We start from the raw sequence: 24,069 nt of genomic DNA, 5'->3' as shown, positions 1-24,069 counted from the left end.
ATACCTTTACCATGCCGCGATTCTTATTTCAACCAGATCCAATAGATGGTTATGAGTTTAATCCCATTCCTATAGACATACATTTAGGAATAATAAAAATCCCTACCGAAGAGATTTTAGATGATTTTGGGATAAATACTACTGAATCTGTGATTGTAGGAACTGATAGACTAGAGGTTCTAAATAGAATACAATCAGCATTTGCTCGAGAATTTATGGATTATGGGAAACTTAAAGAATCAGATATTCGACCTGTGGATTATAAAACTAAACAAGCATGGTCAAGGATTAGAAAGCATATAAAGCATACAAATCATGCTTAAGAAAAGTCCAGCTGTCGTTTAAAAAATGTGATATTCTCAAATTATGGTAGAACCCTACTATCACAGGGAACTTAATCCCAGACCGCCCAGACTGAAACCTGACCAAAAGATGTTCATAAATATTGCGTCATATATCTTCCTTGTTTGTGATTCTATTCAGTTGGATAGGCCTTTGATTTGAACTTAAAGTAGTGATGTCATTCATATCCACATAAACAATATTGAAAATATTACAGGGATCAAATCATAAAACATAATCCCTTAAAACAGAATTTATTATATGTATTCAATCCTTGGTTGTAAATTGCCTGTCTATCAGACCATTCTGATGGCAGATCAATTCCATCACATGGATCATTGAAACCGAGATGATCTTATCTGTCTATTATCGTGTTTCGTACTAAAGTGTCTACTCCTGTCAACTTACCCTTACTTTATCTACTTACTATCTTGTACCTTACCAATTTAAATACTTACTTTTTGATAGTAGATATAACAAAGTGATTTACGGATGAAATCAATTCAAATAAATAAATATGGTGGAAGCAACGTTATCGACGTAAATAATGACATTCTTATACCAAAAGTATCTGCTGGCAAGGCTCTCGTTGAGGTTAAAGCATCCGGGGTTAACCCAGTTGACTGGAAAATACGGGAAGGATATTTTCAACAACTGATGCCGCTCCAATTCCCAGCTACATTAGGGATGGATTTTTCAGGTATTATCAAAGAATTAGATGGAGATGTATCTACTCGTTTGAGTATAGGTGATGAAGTCTACGGACAATCTTCCGTATTATTTGGCGGGTCAGGATCTTTTGCTGAATTGGCTTTGGTCAATCTCAGCAGTATAGCGGCTAAACCAAAGACTCTGAATCACATTGAAGCCAGCGGGTTGCCTCTTGTTGGTGTCAGTGCGTGGCAGGCACTTGTGGAAAATATTGGATTATCAAAGAATCAAAAAATCCTAATTCATGGAGGCGCAGGAGGTATTGGTTCAATAGCAATACAACTTGCAAAGAATCGGGGAGCCTTCGTTGCAACAACGGTAAAATCAGATGATAAGGAGTTTGTTCAGCGGCTGGGAGCAGATGAGGTAGTTGATTACACAACTCAAAGTTTCGAGGATATACTACAAGATTATGATGCAGCACTTGATACTGTAGGTGGTGAGACCTATAGAAAATCCTTTAAAGTATTGAAAAATAGTGGAACTATTGTCTCCATGCTAGAACAACCAGATTCAAATTTGATGGAGCAATATGGCGTCAAAGCGATATTTCAATTTACTGAAATAACCAATGAACGATTGGCTAAATTGGCACAGTGGATAGACCAAAATAATATTCAAGTAAATGTTGAAAAGACATTTCCATTGGCCGAAACTGCCAAGGCACTAGATTACCAAAAAGATAATCATCCTCGGGGAAAAGTGGTCATCACAATATGATAAAAGCTATTTGAAAAACGTCCCAAATCTTTTCTTTTGTTTATTTTATGACTATCCTACGTGATCTTATTATAAGAACTGATAAAGTCCTTTAATTTTCATTAGAGCCTACTATCACAGGGAACTTAATCCCCACGCGTCAAAACTTACTGATACTTTATCTGGTAATGATGTTATGTCAAGCCTGGATTTGATTCTTTTTTCTGATTCTCATGTCATTTTGATTCTAAATTTTATTCGACTTTAAATAATACACCCAGTTACTAGGGGAAATTATAGCATCTATAAACCATGATTTATTGAAATCCTTTGTATTATAATCAAATTGAATTATCACTCACGTAATTTTATTTCAACGCCATATTTTGCTGATATTTTTGCAATATTCTCAATAGTAGCAGAAGTTATGAAGGGAGGGTGAAATGATGATTTGTCTTCAATTGCTATTCCAATTTCTTCAAAGAATTTTTCAAATTGAGGTGGAGTGATAATTAACAACAACTTTCCATAAGATCTGCCGACATTCCTGTAAGTGTGAAATCCTCCTCTTGGGACATACACGAACCTTCCCTTATCTGCCTTTATCTCTTTATCACCATACAGAAATGAAAAATCTCCTTCCAAAATATAATATGCCTCATCCTCCTTCGAATGTTTATGCAATGGGGGTCCGTTATTGAGAGGCACTTCAATTTCCCATATACTATATCTTCCTTGAGTTTCGTCACCACTAATTTTTACTGTATAAACACTGCCCAAAACCCAAAGGCTTATGTTCTTAGTTTGCGAGCCAGGAAACAAAATTATCTAGCACATTAAACTACCACATGACACTTATTGTTATACTTTTTGTTACTGCCTCTGCAACTTCACAGGGTAAGTTATATCGATGCTTTTTGTTTCTAAAAAATTAGTTTGTCCCCCATGGATTTTCTATGACCATTAACCATATGTCATCAGACTGGCGACGGAAAACAATTGTGCCATTGCCTGTATGATTAATAGGCGTACCGTCTGGTTCTCTACCATTGAGAGACCATTCTGTAATTAAAAGAGCAAGATTGTCCGCATAATATACCCTTTTAGCTCTTACATCTAATTTAATTCCCTTGTTAATAAAATCACGAAATGCCTTACGTATGAGCTCTTTTTCTTTGACAACTTGACCTGGTTGATTAGCAAAACAGAAATCGTTTTCGTACAGTGTCATCAAGAAATCGATATTTCCTTTATTGAATTCTTTGACTTGAGACTTGAGCAAATCTTCAGGAGTGGCATATTTGGACATATTCTTTATTTCACAACACAATAAATTGAACTTGTATTTATCATTAAAGGTGATAGGATCACTATTCTATAAATCAAAAGACTCGTGGCAATTATTTCCTCAACCACATTGAACAGGCGTCATTAATATCGAAAACAATACTATCTTGCATAACGATATGGACACATAAAGTCCAATTTTGATAGATCTAACAAAAACTAGAGGATATGTTTAATAGAAATAATATTATTTTATAGAATGGAATTTTATGAATGTTGAGAAAAACCCTAGCACAGGTAATGTGGTGGAACTTTTCGGACCAACTGTAGAATTTCTAACTTCTCCACAGGATACTGAAAGTGATTTTTGTATTCTTAGAGGAGCAATGCCTCACAATGTTTATGTTCCTCTTCACTCTCATCCTGACACAGAGGATTTTCTTATTATTTCAGGAGAATTGGAATGCTTAAGGCAGGTCGATGGGATTAACGAATGGATAAAAGCAAATTCCGCGGATTACATTCATGTTCCATCCAACGCTCATCATGCATGGCGTAATTTGTCAGGATCAACTGCTATAGTTAATATTCTAACGACAAAAAAGATGGGACAGTTTTTTCAAGAGGTTGGAAGATCACCTAATAATACTGCTCTACCACCTCCTACACCTCAAGATCTTGCTCGTTTTGCAACAATTAGTAGAAAATATGGATACTGGAATGCCTCTCCTGAAGAGAACGAAATGGTTGGCATAAGTGTAAGCTTCTGATTTCTGAATCCAGTAAGAATAGCAAGTTCTCATAATTTGAGTCTAATAGTTATTGTTATTTCTTAGCTAAATAATTGAATCGTCTTCTATCTCGAACACTATCTCCAACGGGTCATAGAAACTTCTCCATTTGCACAGACAAAGGAATTGGCTTATTGGTACTCGGTTGGGTACTTGTCATTAATATGGTCTATAATTGGAGGAGTAATTCCGCTGTTTATTATACTAGGTATTGTGATCTTTGCATATTGGATTTGGCAAGCATGTGATGTAAACAAATCGGCCAAATATTATAATGAATATCCTATACAAAATCGTAAAGGTCAGTAGTAACATCGATCAAGTCAATAATAAATTGATCAGTCATATGATTATTCAATATGGTGATTCTATTCAACATTGCACCGTGTCCCCACGCGTCAAAACTCAATGATCTCTAGAATGGTAATAATATTAAAACCATGAAAGGGGATGACGTCACATTTGTATTTACTTTATTGTGAGAGAATGTATTCAATTATTATGGATCCTTTTATCTAATATCGCACAAATGCACAAATACATAAATGAACTTAGTATTGATGGATAAAAGCACGCTATCGAGCAATAGCAGAACCTCTTATATGCTTTGATATCATGGAAAGACCGTGATAAATAATATATTAACCATTAGTGCAGGTTTGCTTGCAATATCCTATTTTTTGATATTTGGGGCTTTTTATTATGGATACGCTAATGCCACCTCAAGCACTGTTAGTGCAGGAGGAGATGGCGATAGTTGGGATAAATATACTCCACAAAATGTAACTATTAATGCTGGTGAAAACGTTACATGGACCAATCCGATGAAGGTAGTGGAACCTCATACTGTGACTTTCGTTAAAGACAAGGAGATGATCCCGCCTCTGGTTGCTCCCTTTAGCGTTCCCAACAACACTCAATTTACTTCTGCAGTACCTGCTCCAAATGTTGAACCAACAACAATGCCAGACAACACAAACCCAAATAATAAACTAGTAATAGTGGATAACCAAAGGGCATCTGCGCCAGTTATAATTGATGACTCTAAGACTAATATAACATACCCTCAGCCTAACTCCAACTATTCTTTTGTAGGGAATGAAAGTTATGTTAATTCCGGCTGGATGTTCCCAATGGGGCTGGTTCCCCCAGGTGCACCACCAATTACCTCATTCACGATGACTTTTGAAAACCCCGGTACTTACTATTACATCTGTGTACTTCATCCTTGGATGTCAGGTACTGTTACGGTAAAATAGTTCCCCTTTCAGCCTAACCACTAAATTTTTCTCATATTTAAGACAACTCATTGCTCCACCTGCTGAACTATTTGTTGCACCTCAAAATTTGGTCAAATTTGTTACTAATCCCCACGCGCCCAGATTGTTACTAATCGTCATACCAAATTCATCAGATATTAAGCACTAATATACAAAATCAGCGTTAGGAATTCATTGCGCATTTAAATGCTATAGAACTCTACCATCTTCGATTTCGTAAGTTAATTCTAAAACTGCTAGAACTGTTCCTTTCTTTCCCACATAATTAATGGATTGGATTTTTATTCCCATTGTGGTATATAGATCCCATAGTTACAATATTGCATAAAGATCTATGAGTAAAATGTATTTATGCACAGATGAGTTTCTATAATATTAACATGACAACGGCATGCAACAATATTCCTGATTACGTGTCAACAGAGCCTACGCTATCTCTCTCTGTAATCAAATCCCTCGGTAGTACATGTAAATGTTCATTTACAACTTGTAACGAAAAATCTATTTCAAGATGTACTAAATGTTCTGAATATTATTGTTACACTCATGTATACGGACATATCCATTCGATAGAACACTTTGAAATTCTAAAGTAAAATTTATCTTTATTTTAATTATATCTAAAGTATTATTTGAGACCGAAAGGACAAAATAATTTTTATCTTTTAATCTTATCTTTAGAACGTTTAAAACAATTAGGTAAAAGTCTACCAGATTGAAAGAAATTGTTTACTCAATTTTTTGAAGGATTACCATTAATTTCTTTTCATATATTTTATTTCAAAAGTACATTAACCTTTCTACCTTAGGATTTAGATGCGGTCGTGGTCCGCTAATTACTTGATAGTCAAACGATCAGAGATCATGGCATATTAGAACCCCACTACCACAAGGAACTTAATCCCCACGCGCCCAAACTAAATGATACTTTATATGGTAATGATATTATGATTAGTCGAAATTAGCCTCTTCAAACAAAGAGTTGTGTCATATTGATTCTAATTTATATTTCACATTGAATCATATCACGGCGTCCAAACTATTGTTGAAGATCTTATAATGCTGACACAGAATAATAAAAACAATATAAATAGATACCAACCTATCACTAGAGAACATAATTAAGTCTAACTTTTGAGTAAGTTTGGAATATGAGCTTATGAAATGTCTAATGTGATAATATTCTAGCAGTATGTATTCTTAGATTACTAGAAATTACTGTCTTATGATGAATTGATTGCATAAGACTTTTGTAATTGCTCCTTCTTTGAATATCATGTCGTTATCAACAAAAAAGGAAGACATAGACCATAAAGGTTTTGAACCTTGGAAGGTGTCTGAAACTTTGTTTTCTAGTTTTGATAAGCCATTTGATAAGTTAAAATTTTTTCTCAATTATGCTATTTTAGCACCATCGGGTCACAATACTCAACCATGGGTATTTCGAATATCTGGTGACGACATGATTCGTCTCTATGCTGACAGAACCAGAGCATTACCTGTTGTGGACCCGGACGACAGAGAATTGATCATTAGTTGTGGGTCTGCCTTGTTTAATTTGCAGTTAGCAATATCATACTTTGGATATAGATTTGAAACATCCCTGTTACCACAACAAAAAAGAGATGAAGGGGGTAATAGTGATGACTTGTTGGCTACCGTTAGGGTGATAAACATTCATGAAAAGCCCGAGAAAACCAAAGATGAAGGACTAAAAAGATTGTTTAACTCAATTACCATGAGAAGAACAAATAGGTTTAGATTCGATGAAGATAAGGAAATCTCACAAGAGGTTCTCTCTAAACTTCAATCTGTCATTCAAAAATACGAGGGTCTCTGGCTTCATATTGAGAAGGACAGGGAAAGAAAAGAACAACTCGCTAAACTAATTTCAGAAGGAGACATTCTCCAAATGTCCGACAAAAAGTTGAGACGAGAATTAGCTTCATGGGTCCACGCAAATAGAAGTCATCTTAGGGATGGAATGCCTGGTTATGCGTTCGGATTTGGTGATATCATGTCTTTAGCAGGTCCATTTGTAATACGAACATTTGACTTTGGTAAAGGACAAGCTGCCAAAGACAAGGAACTTGCTATAGGTTCTCCCGTTCTGTTGGTGATAGGTACAAACTCCGATAACACTCTTTCATGGCTGAATGCAGGCCTGGCATTATCGAACGCCATTCTATACCTAATGTCCGAGAATATATGGAGTTCTTATCTAAATCAGCCTATTGAAATTCCACTTTTGAGAAAAAGCCTTGGCAGTTTAATTCCTGACCATAGTGGTACAAATCCTCAATTACTACTACGAATAGGCTATTCCGATAGAGAAGTACTGCCCACCCCAAGAAGATCAATCGAACAATTCATGATTAATCAAAATGATTAGTGAAAAAGAAAACCATACTTGATTGGTGGTGAAGGCAGGTAAGATGATACTGACGCATGAGAATCTAAAACAAGAAGTAAGTCTTGATCCTCTCTGTTGCAATAGTTTCTGACCAAGCTATAGTCGGTATATGTGATATGTTACTTAATCGAAAAATAGAAGGAGACCTCAAGACACTGTTTTCTGCATCAAAAGATGTGTCCACCAATACTTTTTCATTGGAACAGATAAAGAAGCTTCCAGAGCCTGTTCAGAGATACTTTACATATTCCCTAAAGGAGAACCAACAGTATGTCAGTTATGTTAAACTGAAGCATTCAGGGGAGTTCCGTCAGAGCGAAAACCAAAAATGGATGCCAATAGTAGGAGAAGAATACTTTACTACCGAGACACCAGGGTTTATATGGATTGGAAAAATATCATTGTTACCTTTAATATGGATTACCGGAATTGACAAGTATTTAGAAGGTAAGGGTACATTTGAAATACAAATATTGTCTGTCTTTACAATAGCAAATGCTCCAAAAGGTAAGGAATTGGATGAGAGTGAGCTAATGAGATGGCTTGCAGAAGCACCTTTATTTCCAACTGCATTATTACCCAGTAATTATTTACATTGGGAACCAGTAGATTCTGATTCTGCAAAGGCCATAATTGATTATAATGGGACTAATGTTGAGATGCTCTATCATTTCAATAAAAAAGGTGAAATTGTGCTAATGAATACTGACAGATACCGTGCAGTTGATAATTCTTTTGTTAAGGAAAAATGGGTTGGTCATTATTCTAATTATGTCCCTACTAATAATATGATAGTTCCCCGGGACATCGAGGTAGCATGGAGTACAGAAAGAAGCAATTTTACTTATGCCAAGTTTAAGATAAACGACATAAAATACGACGAGCCTGTTAAATACTGATTTTGTGAATGGCAATTGAATAATTGTAATGTTTTTGTAAGAAGTAAAATGGTTTACAAAAGTTCCTGATCCAAATAGAATACATGCTACTTTATTTATCGTTCATTATTGTATTTTTTCATCAGATTCTAATATCACTATTAATATTTAGAAAACATCAGAAATGCAAGGAAAAAAAGAAGATGGCAATAATACATCTCCTTACACAATCATGTCTTGGAAGGACCTATACAGAATAGCCGCTTTTTCTGCTATGGCGATAGTCATCTTGATCCCAATTCAAATTCTTGTTTTTGTGATTAGTCCACCACCAAGCACGGTGGCAGCCTTTTTTAATCTATTTAAGAATAACGCTCTCCTAGGTCTATTAAGCCTTGATCTTTTGCTTATGATTGATTATGTTCTTATGATTCCTATATTCTTAGCAATCTATATCGTACTTAAGAAGAAAACAAATCAATCCTTTGCAGCAATCGGTATGGTAATAGGTTTTATAGGTATCATCGTATATTTTTCATCCAACACAGCTTTTGATATGCTATATCTATCTGAACAGTATGATATTACTAAGACCGACTTTGAACAATCACTTTTGTTGGCGGCAGGACAGTCAATGTTAGCTACTTTTCAGGGAACATCCTTTCACTCAAGCTACATACTTTTATCTATTGCTACATTGATACTGTCGATTCTGATGCTTAAGGATAAAGTATTTGGCAAGGTCGCAGGCACGTTCGGAATTCTAGTAGCTGTTATAGGATTGGGACTGTATATACCTCAAATCGGTTTTTTTCTTTCTATTGTGTCATTGATTCCAGGAACTGCATGGTACCTACTAGTATCAAGAAGCTTATTTAGAATATCAAAACAAGCTGAAAGTCTGGATAGTGCTCAGGATCTGTTATAAGTTAATGAACCTATAAATTGAAATATATTTGAACTTAAATTCATTGTGGTCATTAATGTTTCATAGTAAATTAGGATTATTTGTAATTTCGCTGGCGTTGGTTGTTATTCTCTCGCTTTCTCTAGTGCTTTTCATTTATACCGAGACTAATAGAGTTGAGGGTCAACTTGAGACAGTAAAGTCAAGAGAAATCTTGATAGCATTGGAAAATGGGACATTAAGTACCATGGGAGAACTTGTTGTACCAACTGGTGGTAAAGGTCCATTTCCTGCTGTTTTGTTAATTCCTGGTTCAGGAATAGCGGATCGGAACGAGTATCTACCCCCAGAGGTTTCGAGAGTAGATGGAGGATCAAAGCCGTTTTGGCAAATTGCAGAATACCTTGCTGAGCGCGGTTTTGTCGTGTTGAAATATGATAAGAGAGGAGTAGGAGAAAACGCCACGGTTATCAATGCGTCCTTGCTTGGAAACGCCACGGTTCATACGCTACAGCGGGACGCAGAATCTGCACTTAAGGTGTTATTGCAACAACCGGAAGTAGACAAAACTAACATCACTGTATTAGGCCATAGTGAAGGTGCAGTCGTTGCTCCTAGACTGGCCATATTTGGCGAATATGGCGATAGTATAAAGAACGTTATAATGCTTGGTGCGAGTGCACAAACACTATATGACCTCGTTGTCCAAAAAGCAAACCAAAAGTTATTTGACGCTCACAATTTGTGGGACGCCGATAAAGATGGTCTATTGTCTATAGAGGAGGTAATTATTTTCCCCGATACGCAGTTAACAATACCTGATCCAAGCACCAATAATTCTGATAATAACGACAACAACATTAGCGGGTCAAATCTCTCTAGTTATAAGAATCTAAATTTTTCATATACAAAACCACAGCAATGGTACCCAGGCATTGATATCAATAATGATAACTTTATAGATATAGAAAATGAAATGGTTCCATTTGTACAAATGCTTCTTTCACAGATAGACTCTGATCCTTGGTATATATCCCATAAGGAGATAAATCCTACGGTCAATATAACAGGTAACCTTACTCACAAAGACATACTGATAATGCAAGGGGAGGAGGACGTTCAAACCACTTTGGAGCAGGCCTTTGTCCTTGAGCAAAAACTAACCGAGATTAGACATGCTGATCATACTCTCAAAACATATCCAGGTCTTGGACACACATTCTTTCCTCAACAAGGTCCAAATGAGCTGCTGGGTCCAATCCAAGACTATGTGTTAGCAGATCTTCATACATGGCTTAAAGATCCTGATAGAGATCGCTAGAAAGCATCTATATCTTACTTTAACTTTTTTCACAATTCTGTTAAATACATATTCTGTAACCTTAAGATAATAAGCGAAAAACACATAGATACAAACCTACATTAAATTCAGTTTTTATAATAACACTAAAATCTATTACACGTTATAAGTTAAAGAACTCATAATGAATTGCGATTGAATTAAATGGATTGCTCTATGCACTATCTTTTGATAAATGCACTGATGAATCCAATCCCTCCACAGATTGCACCAGTGGTGGTCACTATCAGCAGAACGCCAATGGGAATAATAAAATGGTTTAGTATATTTTGCGAGACTTGTTCTGAAGTCATGCCAAAACCTCCAATGTTTGTTGGGAACATTGCGGTATCACCTATGTACCCTGCATAAATCATGAGAAAACTAACTGATGTAATTCCTATGTTTGTTATTATTATATGACACCATGGCAAAATACCTAATAGCCCGTTAAAACTTCTTTTAAGATGAATTTCTAAATAGTGGTAGATAAAAGATGAAACCCCATTACCTATTACTCCTATTAAAAAGTACACTCCTAGCCCAGCCAGTGCAGTTATTTCCATAAAGCCTGTTGAAGCATTATCTAAAAAGATTGAAACCAAATGTTTTGCATATGGTGTCGTTATTATGAAAGCGGCAAGTAAAATGGTAAGAAAAGTGGCTATTGCTCCCTGAATAATGGAAACAATCAAGAACCGGTATGTCCATTTAGCCTTATTGTCACTAGGCTTCTCTACTTTACTATTTGACTCTTCAGTTTGAGGTGGCATTGCTGGATCACTTGGAACCTTTGACCCTTTCTTTGAAATTTTCATGATTAAATCATATATAGCTAATTAAATAATAATGATGACAATTCGAATCGTAATAATGATATTGATGCACATTTACCTAAATAGTAACAATTAATAAAGTGCATTCAATAAGCTGTCCCTAGTTCAAATATTATGAAACTTAGATAATTTTAAATAGATGAATACCATAAACAACATGAGAATCTCTTTTAAAGAACCGATATCGGCACGAATCCCCACAGGCGCCCAAACTAAATGATCGATTTGAGATGTGATCTTGATTTTGTAATTTCATTTCTTTTATAGACAATCCAAGAAAGTTTGGTCTTTCTCTAGTCAGTATATGAATAACTATTTTCAAATTTCCAGTATGTCTGCATGTTTAGATGGATCAATGTTTTAATTCCATTAGAATAAATTATACGTATATCGGAATTTTCATTAATCTTATAAATCAAGATTTAGGGTCATAAGTATGACTTCATTAACTCCTGAAGAACTACTTACAACTACAAGAGCTGTAAGAAAGAGACTTGATCTTGAAAAACCTGTGGAAATTGAATTAGTTAAAAAATGCATAGAAATAGCGCAGCAGGCTCCTACTGCTTCTAATAGACAGAACTGGCACTTTATGATTATCACTGATCAATCAATAAAGAATTCATTATCTGATCTCTTTAGAAAGGGATGGCAATCCTACATAAATTCACCGACTTCTGTTGCCAATTCTACAAGTTCTGATGACCCAAAGAAGAGTGAAACTCAGAGGAAAATATATGAATCTGCTAAATATTTGGTAGACAATTTAAGAAATGTCCCTGTATTTGTTATTCCCTGTATCGAAGGCAGAACCGACGGATCAAATGTTTCAGTGGTAGTCCAAAGTGCTATATGGGGATCCATTGCTCCTGCAGTTTGGAATTTTATACTTGCTGCCAGGTTACACGGGTTGGGAACAACTTGGACTAGTTTTCACCTTTTGTTTGAAAAAGAGGCTGCTGAATTATTAAAGATCCCATATGAAAAAGTTATGCAAGTGGCATTGCTTCCTGTAGCATACTATAAGGGAACAGACTTTAAACCTGCACCAAGAGATCCCATAGAAAAAATAATACACATTAATTCATGGTAGGATTATCATCATTTATTAGACTTGGTTTAAGTCATTAATCAGTTTTTTAGTTGCATTATAATAGAACAATTGGCAAAAATCATCAGATAATTCATCTCTTCAATTTTCATATTGCTCCCTTATTGGACCATTCACCGCCTTCACTGCTTTCACCTTTTTCGATCCACTTGTATTTTTGTTTTCAATGGGAGAAACTAAGTGGAATAGTTTTGGAATTCCCAAGCGAGCCTTTCGGTGTTGGTGATAGATGTCTCTAGCTTTTTTACTTCATCTAGATAAATCCTCAATAAGAATCATGACAGACTAATTTTTTCTATCGAGTTCCTCTGTATCTTTGGAAAAATGGTTCATGTAAACAGTATATCTAAAGCAAGTCACAATGAGATATTAAAAATGAATTTTAGGATACCCTTATAAATTTAAGATGATGAAGGGTTACTAATTAGTATGGAAATACTTTTAATCGTATCCCACGGGCCGGTTTGAGTAGTATACTCTTTTTGCAATACAGTATACTGTTTTGTTTGGTTAGGTGAATAGTAGATATCGCAAGCGATACAGTACAACCCTACTTGAAGGACTCTTTGGCGCCAACTCGAATATAGTTGGAATTAAGGCCTTTATGACATATGGAACACTGTAAAAGCATACTTATGTTAACAGGCCGAAATTAATAAATTACTACATACATGAGTAGTCATCTATTTCTAACATTCAATTACTATCTATTCAATCCAATTTCACTTCCACAAAAGGGACAAAATCTTATATTATTATAATTAAAGCGGACAGGATTCTCACCTATTTCTTCTGTGCCATTGTGTTGTAATATCTTGATCCAGGGTAAATTGCTCATATTGCTGATTGTGATGGTCTGATCATTAATCATGGTTTCCATTGCAGGACAACATATTCTAATATTTGAATTAGACATAATGAAATATAGTCGATTGTTATTGATAAGGGTTATTGGTGCATAACATCAGCGGAGAAATTGTTAAAAATCGTATCATGAACTACCTTATTCGTTACCTATTAAAATAATCCTGGACTTGTGATTCATAAATCAATATTTTTCATAGATGAATTATTTATATGATCTTTAGAAATGAATGGTAATATGAGTAGCAAAGGTGACATGAAAAATTCTTTATTTTTTATTAGAGACCGTACAGGTTTATAAGAATTTTTTAATTGAACAGGAGGGTATCTCTCGGAAATACAATATTGATACTAAAGAAATTCAGAAGCAACTCTTGTTATATGAAGGTTATATAACATGTTAAATAAATGAAGGATTAAATCGCGGTGGTTTCAACGTTTTTAATTCAATACTGAATAGATTATCCAGCCTAGGTTCTTGGTCGGCATAGGTTGTTTTACTGACACATTATTTTGCAAAAGAATAAAGTGATTGTTATACCCATTCTAAATATTTACTAAAGTTATTACCATTTTAACATGTATAATTCTAGAATCATAATGCATGATCTAGAGTTTAAGAGATCAAAGTTAAGGATTGTATAGAATTTGTATTATCAAATTTAGTTAATAAATTTTGCATATGATTGCATAATAAATTGTAAACTTGAGACCTCTCCGAGTAATATGTTGAGACTCTATTCAACCTTGAACCATATCCCCACGCGCCCAAACTAAATGATACTTTACATGGTAATGATATTATTCTCTAGGGTTTGAACCCTTCTCTAGATGCTCATGTCAAACTAATTTTAAATTGTATTAAACGTCGAACTGTATCCTCACGGATATGTTCAACCGTAGAGAAAATATTACAGATAGATTAGGGATATTGTATTCTTTTTAACTTACTAGAGATTACAAATCAATGCATTTTGTATCATCGAAGTATTTGCATTTAGGAAACTAATATTATATGCTTACAATATACTTTCGATCCCTTGCATACTTATTAGGACCCTTAATGTCCTATTACTCATGACTAATTCTAATTTTCAACAACGTTTTTTTGAGTCGATGAAATTAAGCAAGAATGCAAGAAGTAATCAGGATCATTAGATGACTGGAGGAGATAGAATAGATGAATGATAACAAAAAGGCAATGAGAAAATTAAAACTACAGATACAAATGTCCATTGATGGTTGCATAGCAGGACCAAATAATGAAATGGACTGGATGGTCTGGGATTGGGATGAAAAACTCAAAGAATATGTAAACAAGATACACGGGCCAGTTGACACCATTCTGCTGGGTAGAAAAATGACTAATGAATTTATATCTTATTGGTCTAATGTTTTGAACAAACCTGAAGACCAAGAATATATATTTGCTAAAAAAATGATGGAAACACCAAAAATTGTTTTTACTAAGACACTAACTAAATCAGAGTGGCCAAATACTAAAATAGCAACAGGTGATCTAAAGAAAGAAATTACAAAGTTAAAGGACCAAGAGGGCAAAGATATCATAGTTTATGGCGGTGCCTCATTCGATTCTTCCTTGATTAAAGAAAACTTGATAGACGAATTTTATTTGTTTGTTAATCCTGTAGCAATTGGGAATGGAAAGACCATTTTTAAGGACCTAAAAGAGATTCGCAATCTATCTCTTATTGAATCGATGGCATTTGACTCTGGAATAGTTCTGCTCCACTATGAAGTAAAGAGAAAATGAAAACACAATTATTCTATCTAACTTCGTAAATCTTTTTTATCATTTTCTATTAATCACAGGATCTAGCAAATGTGTCCCAAATTATTCATAGGGTGTTCGGGTTGGAATTATGGTGATTCATCTGAAAAAGGAGGCTGGCTAAATGTATTTTATCCTGACAAAAAGACACGAAAACTCGCATACTATTCACAATTCTTCAACACAGTTGAAATGGATGCTACCTTTTACAATAGATTCTATCAACATATGACTCAGGGCTTATTTGTTGGAATTGCCAGGACAACGCCTCCAGACTTTAAAATCTCAGTTAAAGTTCCAGAGATAATAACACATGACAAGAGATTAGACATAAATAAAGATGTAATGACTGATTTGAAGACATTCCTTGACAAAATATCTCCCCTAAAAAATTCCAATAAACTAGGTGCAATAATTATCCAATTACCCCCAAGTTTTACAATTACCGAATCTAAAAAACTAGAAGAATTTCTTAAGATATTGATGAATAATTCTGATATGCAAAGTGATGGCAAGTTTGCAATTGAATTTAGACACAAATCATGGAATACCGAAGGTGTATTAGAATTACTTCAACATTATGACATTGCCTCCGTTTTAACTGATTCTCCTGCGAAAGAAAATTTGGAGTTTCTATCTAATGAAAATAATATAACTTCTAGATCAACTAGCGTAGTCCGACTCCATGGTAGAAATACAACTCAAGGCCACTATTGGTATAACTACCTATACTCTCAAGAAGAACTAAAACCTTGGGTTGAAAAAATTGGAAAAATGAATCAAAAAACAGATACCATTTTTGTATATTTTAATAATCATTATGGTGGTAAAGCACTGGTGAACGCCTTGGAATTTAAAGAAATGATAAATCATAAACCTTTACCTGAAAATGAAAAAAAGGCATTAGAAAAAGCCAAAAAATACTTGTCAAATAAACTATTATGACACATAGTCATTAATAGTGCATAATCTTTTCTTCTCTATGCTGTCTTCTTATTCCTAAAATCATCAAGACATCTGTTTCTGTGGTTAAATCAATACTGAAATTATGTGCTCCGTAATATGCAATAGCAAATCCACATTCTTGTTTGAGATCTAATCAACTATTTATCAAATTTCGATAATGACAGACTCTATTCAACCTTGAACCATATCCCCACGAGTCCAAACTCAGAGTTATTCGAAATTTAATCACAATGAGTTAGAAGCTATTAGTAGACAAAGCTTTATAACTTTTTGATTCAATGGAAAAATGTTACGACAGTATTATTTGTTTAATTTTTTCTTAATATTTGGTTTATCATCATCTATCAACATCGTATCAATCTTAACCCTCAATACCCGAAGATTATTTTTATCAATTGCAAAGCCGATTGTATCTACTTCTCCATTATCCATGTACATATGTTTAGCCACCGAGTACATGTTCTCATATCCTGATTTACCTTTATACTTTTTTCTAAATTTGTAACAGTAATGTCTATTTTGTCTACTATTTAGCAGAGATGAAAATCTTAATAGTCAATTATATATTAATCATGAATTCATTATAAAGAAATCGGATTAACACTTAATATGCTAAAGGTATAAACTCATTCTATCAGTGAGTATCATATATTGTGAGTATGGACTCTTGAATATTCTTTGTTGAAATATATTAGGAGGATTGCCGTCACCAAAACTTTTGGTCTAGATAATCTGATAGAACTTTTTCTTTGGATAACCTTTTTTAAAAGTGATTTAACTATAATGTATGGACGAGAGACCATTCAGCCAGCATCGTAACAGAGTTTCAATTGCAGTTTTTTCTACTGCTATGTCAATTTGTTTGCTTTTCTTAGTGTTTAGTAATACGTCAATCGATTTAGACAAATCCTTTCTTTTAAATAATATTGTCTATGCGCAAATCATACCTATGGAATATCCGTTTGAGAACTCGACACATATCCAATACAATGCAGGAGATGAGATTTATCCCAAACCATCTGCCAGATTGATTCTAGATTTGGTAGAAGACCCAGAAGGAATATCATACAGTGGTAAAGCATATTCACCCGTATATACTTCTGTTACATACGAGGTCAACGATGATGGGAAATTCAAAACTTATTGGCTTGATTTAACTAATTCGGGATCAAATGAAGTATCTGTCTCAGACACACAAATCTATCCTTCATTTTCATTTAGAGTCCCAATGGGAAGTAACAGTACCGTTGAAAGAGTAAATGAAATTAGTCAATTTGTTACTGTTGAAAGTATTGAAACTCTACCCAATGTTGTATCATATAGCGGTTGGAATACCTTGCCGATTACAATTAATGGAACATCATATTCAAATGTACTAACAATTTTTGACCAATATAATAACGGAACTGCTGCCCTATATATCGCCGCTTTTGATAACTTTTTGAACAGTCAAACTTAAAATACTATCGTAAGAGATTATTTTTCATTCTCTTCAAAATCTTTTTTATTATATTTTAGTTTTTAATGATGTCCTGCTATTTTCTGTTTCTGGATCTTCCAGTTTGGGCTAATATCCTCATTGCATTGGCTGGATCGACTCTCGTAGGTGCATTTATCATTTTTCTAGATAAACGATCTCTTAAGGATAGAAAAATTTCCCGTTTGTATTAGAACCCTGGTACCACAGGGACCTTAATCCCCACGCGCCCAAACTCATTGATATCTTATTTGGTAATACTACGGTTCAAATAAGGAGTAAATATCTCTTAAAGGTCTTCTAAAATAATCGATTTGTTTTTAGAAATAGTAGATCTTGGTTACATTATCTTGTTTATACTACCATTGCTAAAAAAATTGAAGTTATCAATGTACAACAAGACTATCTAGATATCTAACCTCCACCTGCAGGTGTAGGTGGTTGTGACGCTAGTGTCTGTGATTGTGTTGCTGTTGTTGGTATAGCAGCCTTTGTGAGAGCTGCATCCATATTTACTTTGTTGTCTGCACCAAGTTGAACATTCTCTCCGCCTAGATTCAGTAGGAGTAATGCATTGACATTGCCACCACCAAGATTCACAGGATTTCCACTTACTAGATCTAAACCTGTAGATTGTTCAGTCAGGTCTATGAAATATTGTGCTTGACCGGGAGCAGTAGGTGCTATTCTCTGTATTGGGATTATTGCGGATTGCGTTGTTTGCCCATCTTGTATTTTAGATCCTACGAGTTGAATTCCTTTTTCGTCTGGTAAATTGAGTAATACTTTCCCGCTAGTAAGAATACATGGATCAAATGCTGCAAGTATTCGGGCTTTCCCATTTTCCATTGGAGATGGACCCAAGACAATATTTGCCGACTGTGGGGGACAATCTGACGTGGATGTTACTGCTCCGTCCAGCTTTTGTACTATCAATCCTCCATCATTTCTCACAGTGACTTGATCATTGTTAATATTTGTTTTAGTAACAATGACTGTCTTTGTAGTTTGAGCTGGTGTTGTAGTTTGAGCTGGTGTTGTAGTTTGAGCTGGTGTTGTAGTTTGAGCTGGTGTTGTAGTTTGAGCTGGTGTTGTAGTTGTTTTACTAGGTGGGTTATCTGCTATACATTTAGAACCGCTAGGAGCCCCTGTCTTTCCACCAAATCCTACGATATGAGATCCTGGTGGGCATGTTCCATCAGCATTTCTAGGTACCTCTACTTCTTTTGGCGCTGGTGTTTGGCTAGGTGGGTTATCAGAAATGCACTTTATACCAAGAGGAGAGATTTTATTAGACCCTCCGATATGAGATCCTGGTGGGCATGTTCCATCAGCATTTCTAGGTACTTCTACTTCTTTTGGCGCTGGTGTTTGGCTAGGTGGGTTATCTGCTATACATTTAGAACCGCTAGGAGCCCCTGTCTTTCCACCAAATCCTACGATATGAGATCCTGGTGGGCATGTTCCATCAGCATTTCTAGGTACTTCTACTTCTTTTGGCGCTGTTGACGTTGTTGGTCCCCCTGGTAATGTATTTGTAGTCTGGGTATTACCTGGACCTACACATACACCTACGCTTGTTTCAGCAGTTCCAGTTGGACATTTTCCATCAGGTCCTTTAGGAAAAGTTAGTGGTTCTCCTGTAGATGTGGTGCCACCTATTTGGCCTGTTGGTGTCGTTAGTTCTGTTGTTGTACCAGATGGTGCTCCCGTTGTTGTTGTACCAGTAGTAGTTGATGATTTACAGGCAGGATCGGTGGAATTAGGTTGGCAAACAGGACCAAAATCAACGCTGAAACGTGAGTCAGCTTCCTTTTGAGTTTCTTCAAATGTGGTTGTACCAGTAGTTGTAGATGATTTACAAGCAGGATCGGTAGGAGACTGACAAACATAACGCGAAGCGAAATCAGTAGGAAGGGAGCCAGATGGTGCTCCCGATGATGTGGTTGTACCAGTAGTTGTAGATGATTTACAAGCAGGATCGTTGGGATTAGATTGGCAAGCAGGATTATTGACTGAGAAAAGTGTTGTTTCATCTTTATCTAAATCTACTTCAAAATATGGTAAAAGTAAAGATGCGGGTGGTACATCAGTAGTTGTACCCGTAGTTGTTTGTGATTTACAAAATGGAGCTTCTGGAGAAGTTGTACAAATGGGGTTCTTCTCGGATCCCGTATCAGCAGGGACGGAACCAGATGGTGCTCCTAGGGTTGTACCAGTATTAAATGATGATTTACAGGCAGGATCGTTGGGATTAGCTTGGCAAACAGGATTAGTATAGAAATAATCTCTCCACAGAACATTTGGAAATTCTTGTGGTGTTGTTGTTGGTGTTGTACTTGTACCAGTTCCGGTACTGCATTCTTCTGTTGTAGCTGCCTGGCTACCATCGGGACAATTTACAAGTTCTGTTGGTGCTGTCGATGTTGTTGGACATTCTTCTGTTGTAGCTGCCTGGCTACCATCGGGACAATTTACAAGTTGGGGCTCAGTTTCTTCTTCCGATATTTCAGTTTCTGATTCTACTTCTGACGGTTCAGTTTCTGTTGAACCATCATTCCCATCTGAACTACCACCACCATCATCTGAACTACCACCACCATCATCTGAACTACCACCACCATCATCTGAACTACCACCACCATCTCCATCTGATGGACTAGCAAAGATAATAGATGGCATAATCATGACTGGGTTAGGAGATAGCATCATGGCTAATGTCAAAGCTATGGTGAAACTAGACGCAACTTTAAGATTCATCTCTATTGCTTCACACTATTGTAGTCAGAACTTAAAATTGACTTATAGTCACATACTATTTTTACATAATCTGATGAGAAAAGTACAATATTGCTCATATCTCTATCATCACTTGTTTTTCTAACACTGCCGTTTGATTTATAATCGAATACAACTTATACGCATTTTTGCGGTCAAGATACATTATCATGATTGTATAATGAAATCATAAGGTGACAGCTATATAACCATTTTATCATCTGAATTATTGATGTTCTCAAAACTGAGATTCTATTCAAACTTAAATCATAACTCTATGCACCAAGACTAATTTGATTGGTTTTCTATTATAAATCAGCATAGAATGATCTGACGTGATAATATATTGTTGCTCATCAAATAGGTCAGTTAGTCTGTAGAGTAAAAAGTTCATGATTAATATAATTACTCAAACCTACCATATTTTTATTCGACTAGAAGGATTTCAAATCATATGAAGATCCTTAAAGCAAGTCCTGAGATTCCCAGCATGACTATGGAAGAGGCTGAGCGCTTCCTTGAAAGTAAATTGAATTTACAGTTCGCTACCGTTGATAATAAAGGAGATCCTAACATTCAACCGGTATGGTTCTACTACGATAAAAATGACGAAAAATTATTCATCATGACGGGCAAAAAGACTAATAAGAGTCAAAATGTCAGAGAAAGACCTACCATCTATTTCTGTATCGAAGATGGTAACAGTCCATATAAAGGTGTAAAAGGTAAAGGTGTAGCAACTATTTCCGACGATGTTCAAACAGTCATATCAATATCTGATAAGATTATCATCAAATATTTGGGTACACTCGATAATCCAATGGCAAAGACTATTAGTGAACGCTCTAAAAGCGGAGAAGGTATCATAATTGAAATAGCACCAAAGTTTTTCTCTACATGGGATTTTGGTAAAATGTCTAAGCCTTGACTGTTAAGTAGAGACGTTGAGAGAATTGCTCCTAGTTAGATAGAGGAAGGATCAACAAAATGTGATTCTGTTCTTATCTACAATTTCGATTTATTTATTAAATGTTTAAGTATACCATGCTACAACTAACTTTAGAATCCTATTTAAAATACCGATATCAGCACGAATCCCCACGCGCCCAAACTTACTGATACCTTATGTGGTACTGATAATATGATTGGCAGAGGGAGAGCATTCCATGACTTTCGTTAAGAGATATAAACGAGACAAAGATGGTGAACTTGAAAAATAACTTCTAATTTTTGCGAGTTATCAGAAACTGGTCAATGAATCAAGGTGACCAATAAAGCTGTTTGGATTAATTACGCAAGAGATCCGGTATACAAAAGAAAATGTATAACTCTAACGTATCCAATTAGTAACTAGATTTTCAAAAGGAAAGTTACTACCCGACTACCGCATATCTAGACACTTAGACGTTCAAAATCACCGACGATGAACTTAGCACCCGGAGGCAATAGATCCATTGATTGTTTCATCATTTGGCCAGCTTTTTCGTCCTTTTCCATCTTTGCCATTACTTCATTCATGTGTTGGCGATCTTTATAATAAATTGATTCAATCCAAACTTCCTCATCTAGATTGGCAGAAACGATGCTTGCAACATTAGCAAACCCTTCCATTGGTACGTCTGTGTTGCTAAGCTTAAAGGCGTCATAGTGGAGAATACCGTATTGCTTGAACATATTATAAGCCTCTTTGCAGATCCGTAACATTGCATCATGATTCTTTTTGGGTACTCTGTAGACAATATGTGAAACAACACCTGCGTCTGTTAAATTAGATTTGCTCATGATTAATAGTATTAATTCTTGGATTATAAAAACAGATAAGGGAACAAAAGTATACTTAGCTGAATCAACACAAAATGTACAAATTAACGGATTAGATCACCAATAATCTTGGGATCTTATTATAAAGAGTACATTCATTTGCTCTATTCTAATACGCATTTTAATGATGATCCCTTTCGAATTTAGGATGAATTCTTATTTTTTTTATCAAGGCAAGACTGTATTAACCACCTCATATATCAGATAGATTTTATTCCACATTGAATCGTGTCCCCATGCGCCCAAACCCAATGGTATTTAGGATGGTAACCATATTACATTCCATGATCCAACGCAGAACAAATGAATGACTAAGGGTATTATATCGTCGGTATTGATCAATATTTTAGATTTTCATTAACAGTGTTAAAGGTAATATTCAACCTTGTCTCATATCACTACATCCCTAGGGAGGAATTTTCTTACAAACTCGTGGATAAAACAAAGGTAGGATGGAATGTAGTTTCAAAAATATTAATAACCACTACATAAAGCCATTTATCATGTCAGTAAGGGTCAGATCAATTGAAAAAGCAGATTCAGAGACCTGTGGAAAAATTGGGTTTAAGGCTCATAAAACAGTTTCATCTGCTCCTGGATTTCCATCTGAACAACCATCTGAGAAATATTCAATAGGATTACTTGAGATGCTCCTAAATAATCCTAACTCATGGGGTTTCCTGGCTGAAAAAGACACACAGATTCTTGGTAGTATTTTCCTTCATAGATTTCCTCCCTCACCTATAGCGGTTATTGGACCGCTAACTGTAGATCCTTCTGCAGAAGGCGGCATTGGTCGAGTATTAATGGATGCAGCAATCTCTCACGCTTACAGTCAAAGTTGTAACCAAGTTAGGTTAGTACAATCACCAAGCCATATCCGTTCCTTTGTACTATATACAAAATCAGGCTTTACTCTACGAGAGCCGCTATTTTTAATGCAAGGAAATGCGATAGACGAAAATCAAAATATAAAAGGTTTGGAGTTGCACAAAGTTGAGACGGATAAAGATATTATGGAATGTAACAAACTTTCTATTCAGGCTCATGGATTCACGAGAGAAGGTGAGTTACGTCAAGCAATGAGCCAAGGCGTTGCAATAGAAATAGAGCGAGGAGGAAAAATTCATGGATATTCTGCCGGTTTGGGACTCTTTGGCCATTCTGTCGCTTCCTCAAATGAGAATCTCAAGGCACTAATTGCGGGATCATCTGCTATTACAGGACCAGGTTTTTTTGTGCCAGCAAGAAATAGAGAAATTGTGACATGGTTACTTGAACGCGGATTTAAAATACAGTGGCCGGCCAATCTAATGACATTGGGACCGTATGTAGAACCAACAATACCGTTTCTTCCATCTCTGGCATACTGATTGTGCCTATCATGTTGTTTTTACCATATATTTCTCTTAGACCCTATACTGTAGTTTAAATTCCTTGACTTAATCCACTATCAAACATAATCCTGATCCCTAAATCAACTGGCAACTCACAAATGAATACTGTTGACAAAAAACGTAATTGGATCTATTTTGGTTCTTCTATTTTATTACAACACAAAATATGTCCAAATATTATCATGTCTCCAAAATAAACCTCTTTTACTGTTGTAATAATCCATAAATATTAAAAATTGGCCATAGACATAGTTCAATAAAAGAAATATTCATCGAGATCTGATATCAAAAACATTCCATCAGGATGCTACGATAACCTGTGACTGACCATTATATAGCCAATTTAATAATGGCAATAAAATTATTCTTAACTATTAGAA

The 24,069-nt window shown here is 35.4% G+C and carries 22 protein-coding genes; 14 read left to right on the top strand and 8 right to left on the bottom strand.

The genetic code is table 11. The features are described 5' to 3' along the window. Positions 1–11: 11 nt before the first annotated feature. A complete protein-coding gene (locus AB0A59_RS14140) occupies positions 12–323 on the top strand; it encodes a hypothetical protein (protein WP_458744799.1) in 312 nt (103 codons plus the stop codon). Positions 324–834: 511 nt separating this feature from the next. Beyond that, entirely contained in the window at positions 835–1,773 is a 939-nt protein-coding gene (locus tag AB0A59_RS14135) for an NADP-dependent oxidoreductase (RefSeq protein WP_458744797.1), read from the top strand. A 333-nt stretch (positions 1,774–2,106) separates the two neighbouring features. Here the strand turns inward: AB0A59_RS14135 and AB0A59_RS14130 are convergent, their stop codons facing one another. Further along, entirely contained in the window at positions 2,107–2,532 is a 426-nt protein-coding gene (locus tag AB0A59_RS14130) for a cupin domain-containing protein (RefSeq protein ID WP_458744795.1), read from the bottom strand. A 151-nt stretch (positions 2,533–2,683) separates the two neighbouring features. Continuing rightward, positions 2,684–3,082, bottom strand: coding sequence for a YybH family protein (locus AB0A59_RS14125; RefSeq protein WP_458744793.1), 399 nt, complete (start codon positions 3,080–3,082; stop codon positions 2,684–2,686). Positions 3,083–3,308: 226 nt separating this feature from the next. On the opposite strand from AB0A59_RS14125, the gene AB0A59_RS14120 reads away from it, so the two are divergent. After that, a complete protein-coding gene (locus AB0A59_RS14120) occupies positions 3,309–3,809 on the top strand; it encodes a cupin domain-containing protein (protein ID WP_458744791.1) in 501 nt (166 codons plus the stop codon). A 304-nt stretch (positions 3,810–4,113) separates the two neighbouring features. Here the strand turns inward: AB0A59_RS14120 and AB0A59_RS14115 are convergent, their stop codons facing one another. Further along, the gene (locus AB0A59_RS14115) at positions 4,114–4,239 is read right to left on the bottom strand and encodes a hypothetical protein (RefSeq protein WP_458744789.1); all 126 of its coding nucleotides are present in this window, start codon (positions 4,237–4,239) and stop codon (positions 4,114–4,116) included. Between the two features lie 217 nt (positions 4,240–4,456). Here AB0A59_RS14115 and AB0A59_RS14110 point away from each other — a divergent pair, with 217 nt between their 5' ends. The 5 genes from AB0A59_RS14110 (at position 4,457) to AB0A59_RS14090 (ending at position 10,629) form a co-directional block, all read left to right on the top strand. After that, entirely contained in the window at positions 4,457–5,089 is a 633-nt protein-coding gene (locus AB0A59_RS14110) for a hypothetical protein (protein ID WP_458744788.1), read from the top strand. Between the two features lie 1,258 nt (positions 5,090–6,347). Continuing rightward, a complete protein-coding gene (locus tag AB0A59_RS14105; RefSeq protein ID WP_458744786.1) occupies positions 6,348–7,502 on the top strand; it encodes a nitroreductase family protein in 1,155 nt (384 codons plus the stop codon). An 83-nt stretch (positions 7,503–7,585) separates the two neighbouring features. Next, positions 7,586–8,422: a DUF6920 family protein gene (locus AB0A59_RS14100; RefSeq protein ID WP_458744784.1), complete on the top strand. Its 837-nt coding sequence runs from the start codon at positions 7,586–7,588 to the stop codon at positions 8,420–8,422. Positions 8,423–8,585: 163 nt separating this feature from the next. Further along, positions 8,586–9,329, top strand: a complete 744-nt coding sequence (locus AB0A59_RS14095; protein ID WP_458744782.1) for a hypothetical protein — start codon at positions 8,586–8,588, stop codon at positions 9,327–9,329. Positions 9,330–9,384: 55 nt separating this feature from the next. After that, on the top strand, positions 9,385–10,629 hold the full coding sequence (locus tag AB0A59_RS14090; RefSeq protein WP_458744780.1) for an alpha/beta hydrolase family protein: 1,245 nt from the start codon (positions 9,385–9,387) through the stop codon (positions 10,627–10,629). A gap of 200 nt (positions 10,630–10,829) precedes the next feature. Here AB0A59_RS14090 and AB0A59_RS14085 read toward each other — a convergent pair whose 3' ends face one another. Continuing rightward, entirely contained in the window at positions 10,830–11,465 is a 636-nt protein-coding gene (locus AB0A59_RS14085; RefSeq protein ID WP_458744779.1) for a hypothetical protein, read from the bottom strand. A gap of 454 nt (positions 11,466–11,919) precedes the next feature. Between AB0A59_RS14085 and AB0A59_RS14080 the strand changes: the two genes are divergently transcribed. Next, a complete protein-coding gene (locus AB0A59_RS14080; RefSeq protein ID WP_458744777.1) occupies positions 11,920–12,576 on the top strand; it encodes a nitroreductase family protein in 657 nt (218 codons plus the stop codon). Positions 12,577–13,297: 721 nt separating this feature from the next. Here AB0A59_RS14080 and AB0A59_RS14075 read toward each other — a convergent pair. Next, complete coding sequence (locus tag AB0A59_RS14075; protein ID WP_458744775.1) at positions 13,298–13,510, bottom strand: hypothetical protein; 213 nt, start codon at positions 13,508–13,510, stop codon at positions 13,298–13,300. A 1,128-nt stretch (positions 13,511–14,638) separates the two neighbouring features. Here AB0A59_RS14075 and AB0A59_RS14070 point away from each other — a divergent pair. Together AB0A59_RS14070 and AB0A59_RS14065 are read left to right on the top strand one after the other, a co-directional pair. Further along, complete coding sequence (locus AB0A59_RS14070; RefSeq protein WP_458744774.1) at positions 14,639–15,232, top strand: dihydrofolate reductase family protein; 594 nt, start codon at positions 14,639–14,641, stop codon at positions 15,230–15,232. 69 nt (positions 15,233–15,301) lie between these two features. Beyond that, complete coding sequence (locus AB0A59_RS14065) at positions 15,302–16,195, top strand: DUF72 domain-containing protein (protein ID WP_458744772.1); 894 nt, start codon at positions 15,302–15,304, stop codon at positions 16,193–16,195. Between the two features lie 321 nt (positions 16,196–16,516). Here AB0A59_RS14065 and AB0A59_RS14060 read toward each other — a convergent pair whose 3' ends face one another. After that, the gene (locus AB0A59_RS14060) at positions 16,517–16,654 is read right to left on the bottom strand and encodes a hypothetical protein (protein WP_458744770.1); all 138 of its coding nucleotides are present in this window, start codon (positions 16,652–16,654) and stop codon (positions 16,517–16,519) included. A 349-nt stretch (positions 16,655–17,003) separates the two neighbouring features. On the opposite strand from AB0A59_RS14060, the gene AB0A59_RS14055 reads away from it, so the two are divergent. Continuing rightward, positions 17,004–17,675 carry a hypothetical protein gene (locus AB0A59_RS14055; RefSeq protein WP_458744768.1) on the top strand — a complete coding sequence of 224 codons (672 nt, stop codon included), beginning with the start codon at positions 17,004–17,006 and terminating at the stop codon, positions 17,673–17,675. Between the two features lie 432 nt (positions 17,676–18,107). Here the strand turns inward: AB0A59_RS14055 and AB0A59_RS14050 are convergent, their stop codons facing one another. Continuing rightward, positions 18,108–20,453, bottom strand: a complete 2,346-nt coding sequence (locus AB0A59_RS14050) for a hypothetical protein (RefSeq protein ID WP_458744766.1) — start codon at positions 20,451–20,453, stop codon at positions 18,108–18,110. Positions 20,454–20,925: 472 nt separating this feature from the next. On the opposite strand from AB0A59_RS14050, the gene AB0A59_RS14045 reads away from it, so the two are divergent. Beyond that, a complete protein-coding gene (locus tag AB0A59_RS14045) occupies positions 20,926–21,399 on the top strand; it encodes a pyridoxamine 5'-phosphate oxidase family protein (protein ID WP_458744765.1) in 474 nt (157 codons plus the stop codon). Positions 21,400–21,863: 464 nt separating this feature from the next. Here the strand turns inward: AB0A59_RS14045 and AB0A59_RS14040 are convergent, their stop codons facing one another. Continuing rightward, positions 21,864–22,253, bottom strand: a complete 390-nt coding sequence (locus tag AB0A59_RS14040) for a DUF1428 family protein (RefSeq protein ID WP_458744763.1) — start codon at positions 22,251–22,253, stop codon at positions 21,864–21,866. 542 nt (positions 22,254–22,795) lie between these two features. On the opposite strand from AB0A59_RS14040, the gene AB0A59_RS14035 reads away from it, so the two are divergent. Next, positions 22,796–23,665 (top strand): GNAT family N-acetyltransferase, encoded by an 870-nt coding sequence (locus tag AB0A59_RS14035; protein WP_458744762.1) that lies wholly within the window; start codon positions 22,796–22,798, stop codon positions 23,663–23,665. The last annotated feature ends 404 nt before the right edge of the window (positions 23,666–24,069 follow it).

The organism is Candidatus Nitrosocosmicus sp. T (assembly GCF_054408485.1).
The sequence above is the reverse complement of the archived record's forward strand: the minus strand, read 5'-3'. Positions and strand labels throughout refer to the sequence as shown.

What these genes read in the sequence shown, in the direction of transcription:
- AB0A59_RS14040 (WP_458744763.1), bottom strand. Translation starts at nt 22,253, where the DNA reads ATGAGCAAATCTAATTTAACAGACGCAGGTGTTGTTTCACATATTGTC.
- AB0A59_RS14070 (WP_458744774.1), top strand. Translation starts at nt 14,639, where the DNA reads ATGAATGATAACAAAAAGGCAATGAGAAAATTAAAACTACAGATACAA.
- AB0A59_RS14065 (WP_458744772.1), top strand. Translation starts at nt 15,302, where the DNA reads ATGTGTCCCAAATTATTCATAGGGTGTTCGGGTTGGAATTATGGTGAT.
- AB0A59_RS14135 (WP_458744797.1), top strand. Translation starts at nt 835, where the DNA reads ATGAAATCAATTCAAATAAATAAATATGGTGGAAGCAACGTTATCGAC.
- AB0A59_RS14060 (WP_458744770.1), bottom strand. Translation starts at nt 16,654, where the DNA reads ATGTACATGGATAATGGAGAAGTAGATACAATCGGCTTTGCAATTGAT.
- AB0A59_RS14080 (WP_458744777.1), top strand. Translation starts at nt 11,920, where the DNA reads ATGACTTCATTAACTCCTGAAGAACTACTTACAACTACAAGAGCTGTA.
- AB0A59_RS14090 (WP_458744780.1), top strand. Translation starts at nt 9,385, where the DNA reads ATGTTTCATAGTAAATTAGGATTATTTGTAATTTCGCTGGCGTTGGTT.
- AB0A59_RS14045 (WP_458744765.1), top strand. Translation starts at nt 20,926, where the DNA reads ATGAAGATCCTTAAAGCAAGTCCTGAGATTCCCAGCATGACTATGGAA.
- AB0A59_RS14050 (WP_458744766.1), bottom strand. Translation starts at nt 20,453, where the DNA reads ATGAATCTTAAAGTTGCGTCTAGTTTCACCATAGCTTTGACATTAGCC.
- AB0A59_RS14140 (WP_458744799.1), top strand. Translation starts at nt 12, where the DNA reads ATGCCGCGATTCTTATTTCAACCAGATCCAATAGATGGTTATGAGTTT.
- AB0A59_RS14120 (WP_458744791.1), top strand. Translation starts at nt 3,309, where the DNA reads ATGAATGTTGAGAAAAACCCTAGCACAGGTAATGTGGTGGAACTTTTC.
- AB0A59_RS14075 (WP_458744775.1), bottom strand. Translation starts at nt 13,510, where the DNA reads ATGTCTAATTCAAATATTAGAATATGTTGTCCTGCAATGGAAACCATG.
- AB0A59_RS14095 (WP_458744782.1), top strand. Translation starts at nt 8,586, where the DNA reads ATGCAAGGAAAAAAAGAAGATGGCAATAATACATCTCCTTACACAATC.
- AB0A59_RS14085 (WP_458744779.1), bottom strand. Translation starts at nt 11,465, where the DNA reads ATGAAAATTTCAAAGAAAGGGTCAAAGGTTCCAAGTGATCCAGCAATG.
- AB0A59_RS14055 (WP_458744768.1), top strand. Translation starts at nt 17,004, where the DNA reads ATGGACGAGAGACCATTCAGCCAGCATCGTAACAGAGTTTCAATTGCA.
- AB0A59_RS14035 (WP_458744762.1), top strand. Translation starts at nt 22,796, where the DNA reads ATGTCAGTAAGGGTCAGATCAATTGAAAAAGCAGATTCAGAGACCTGT.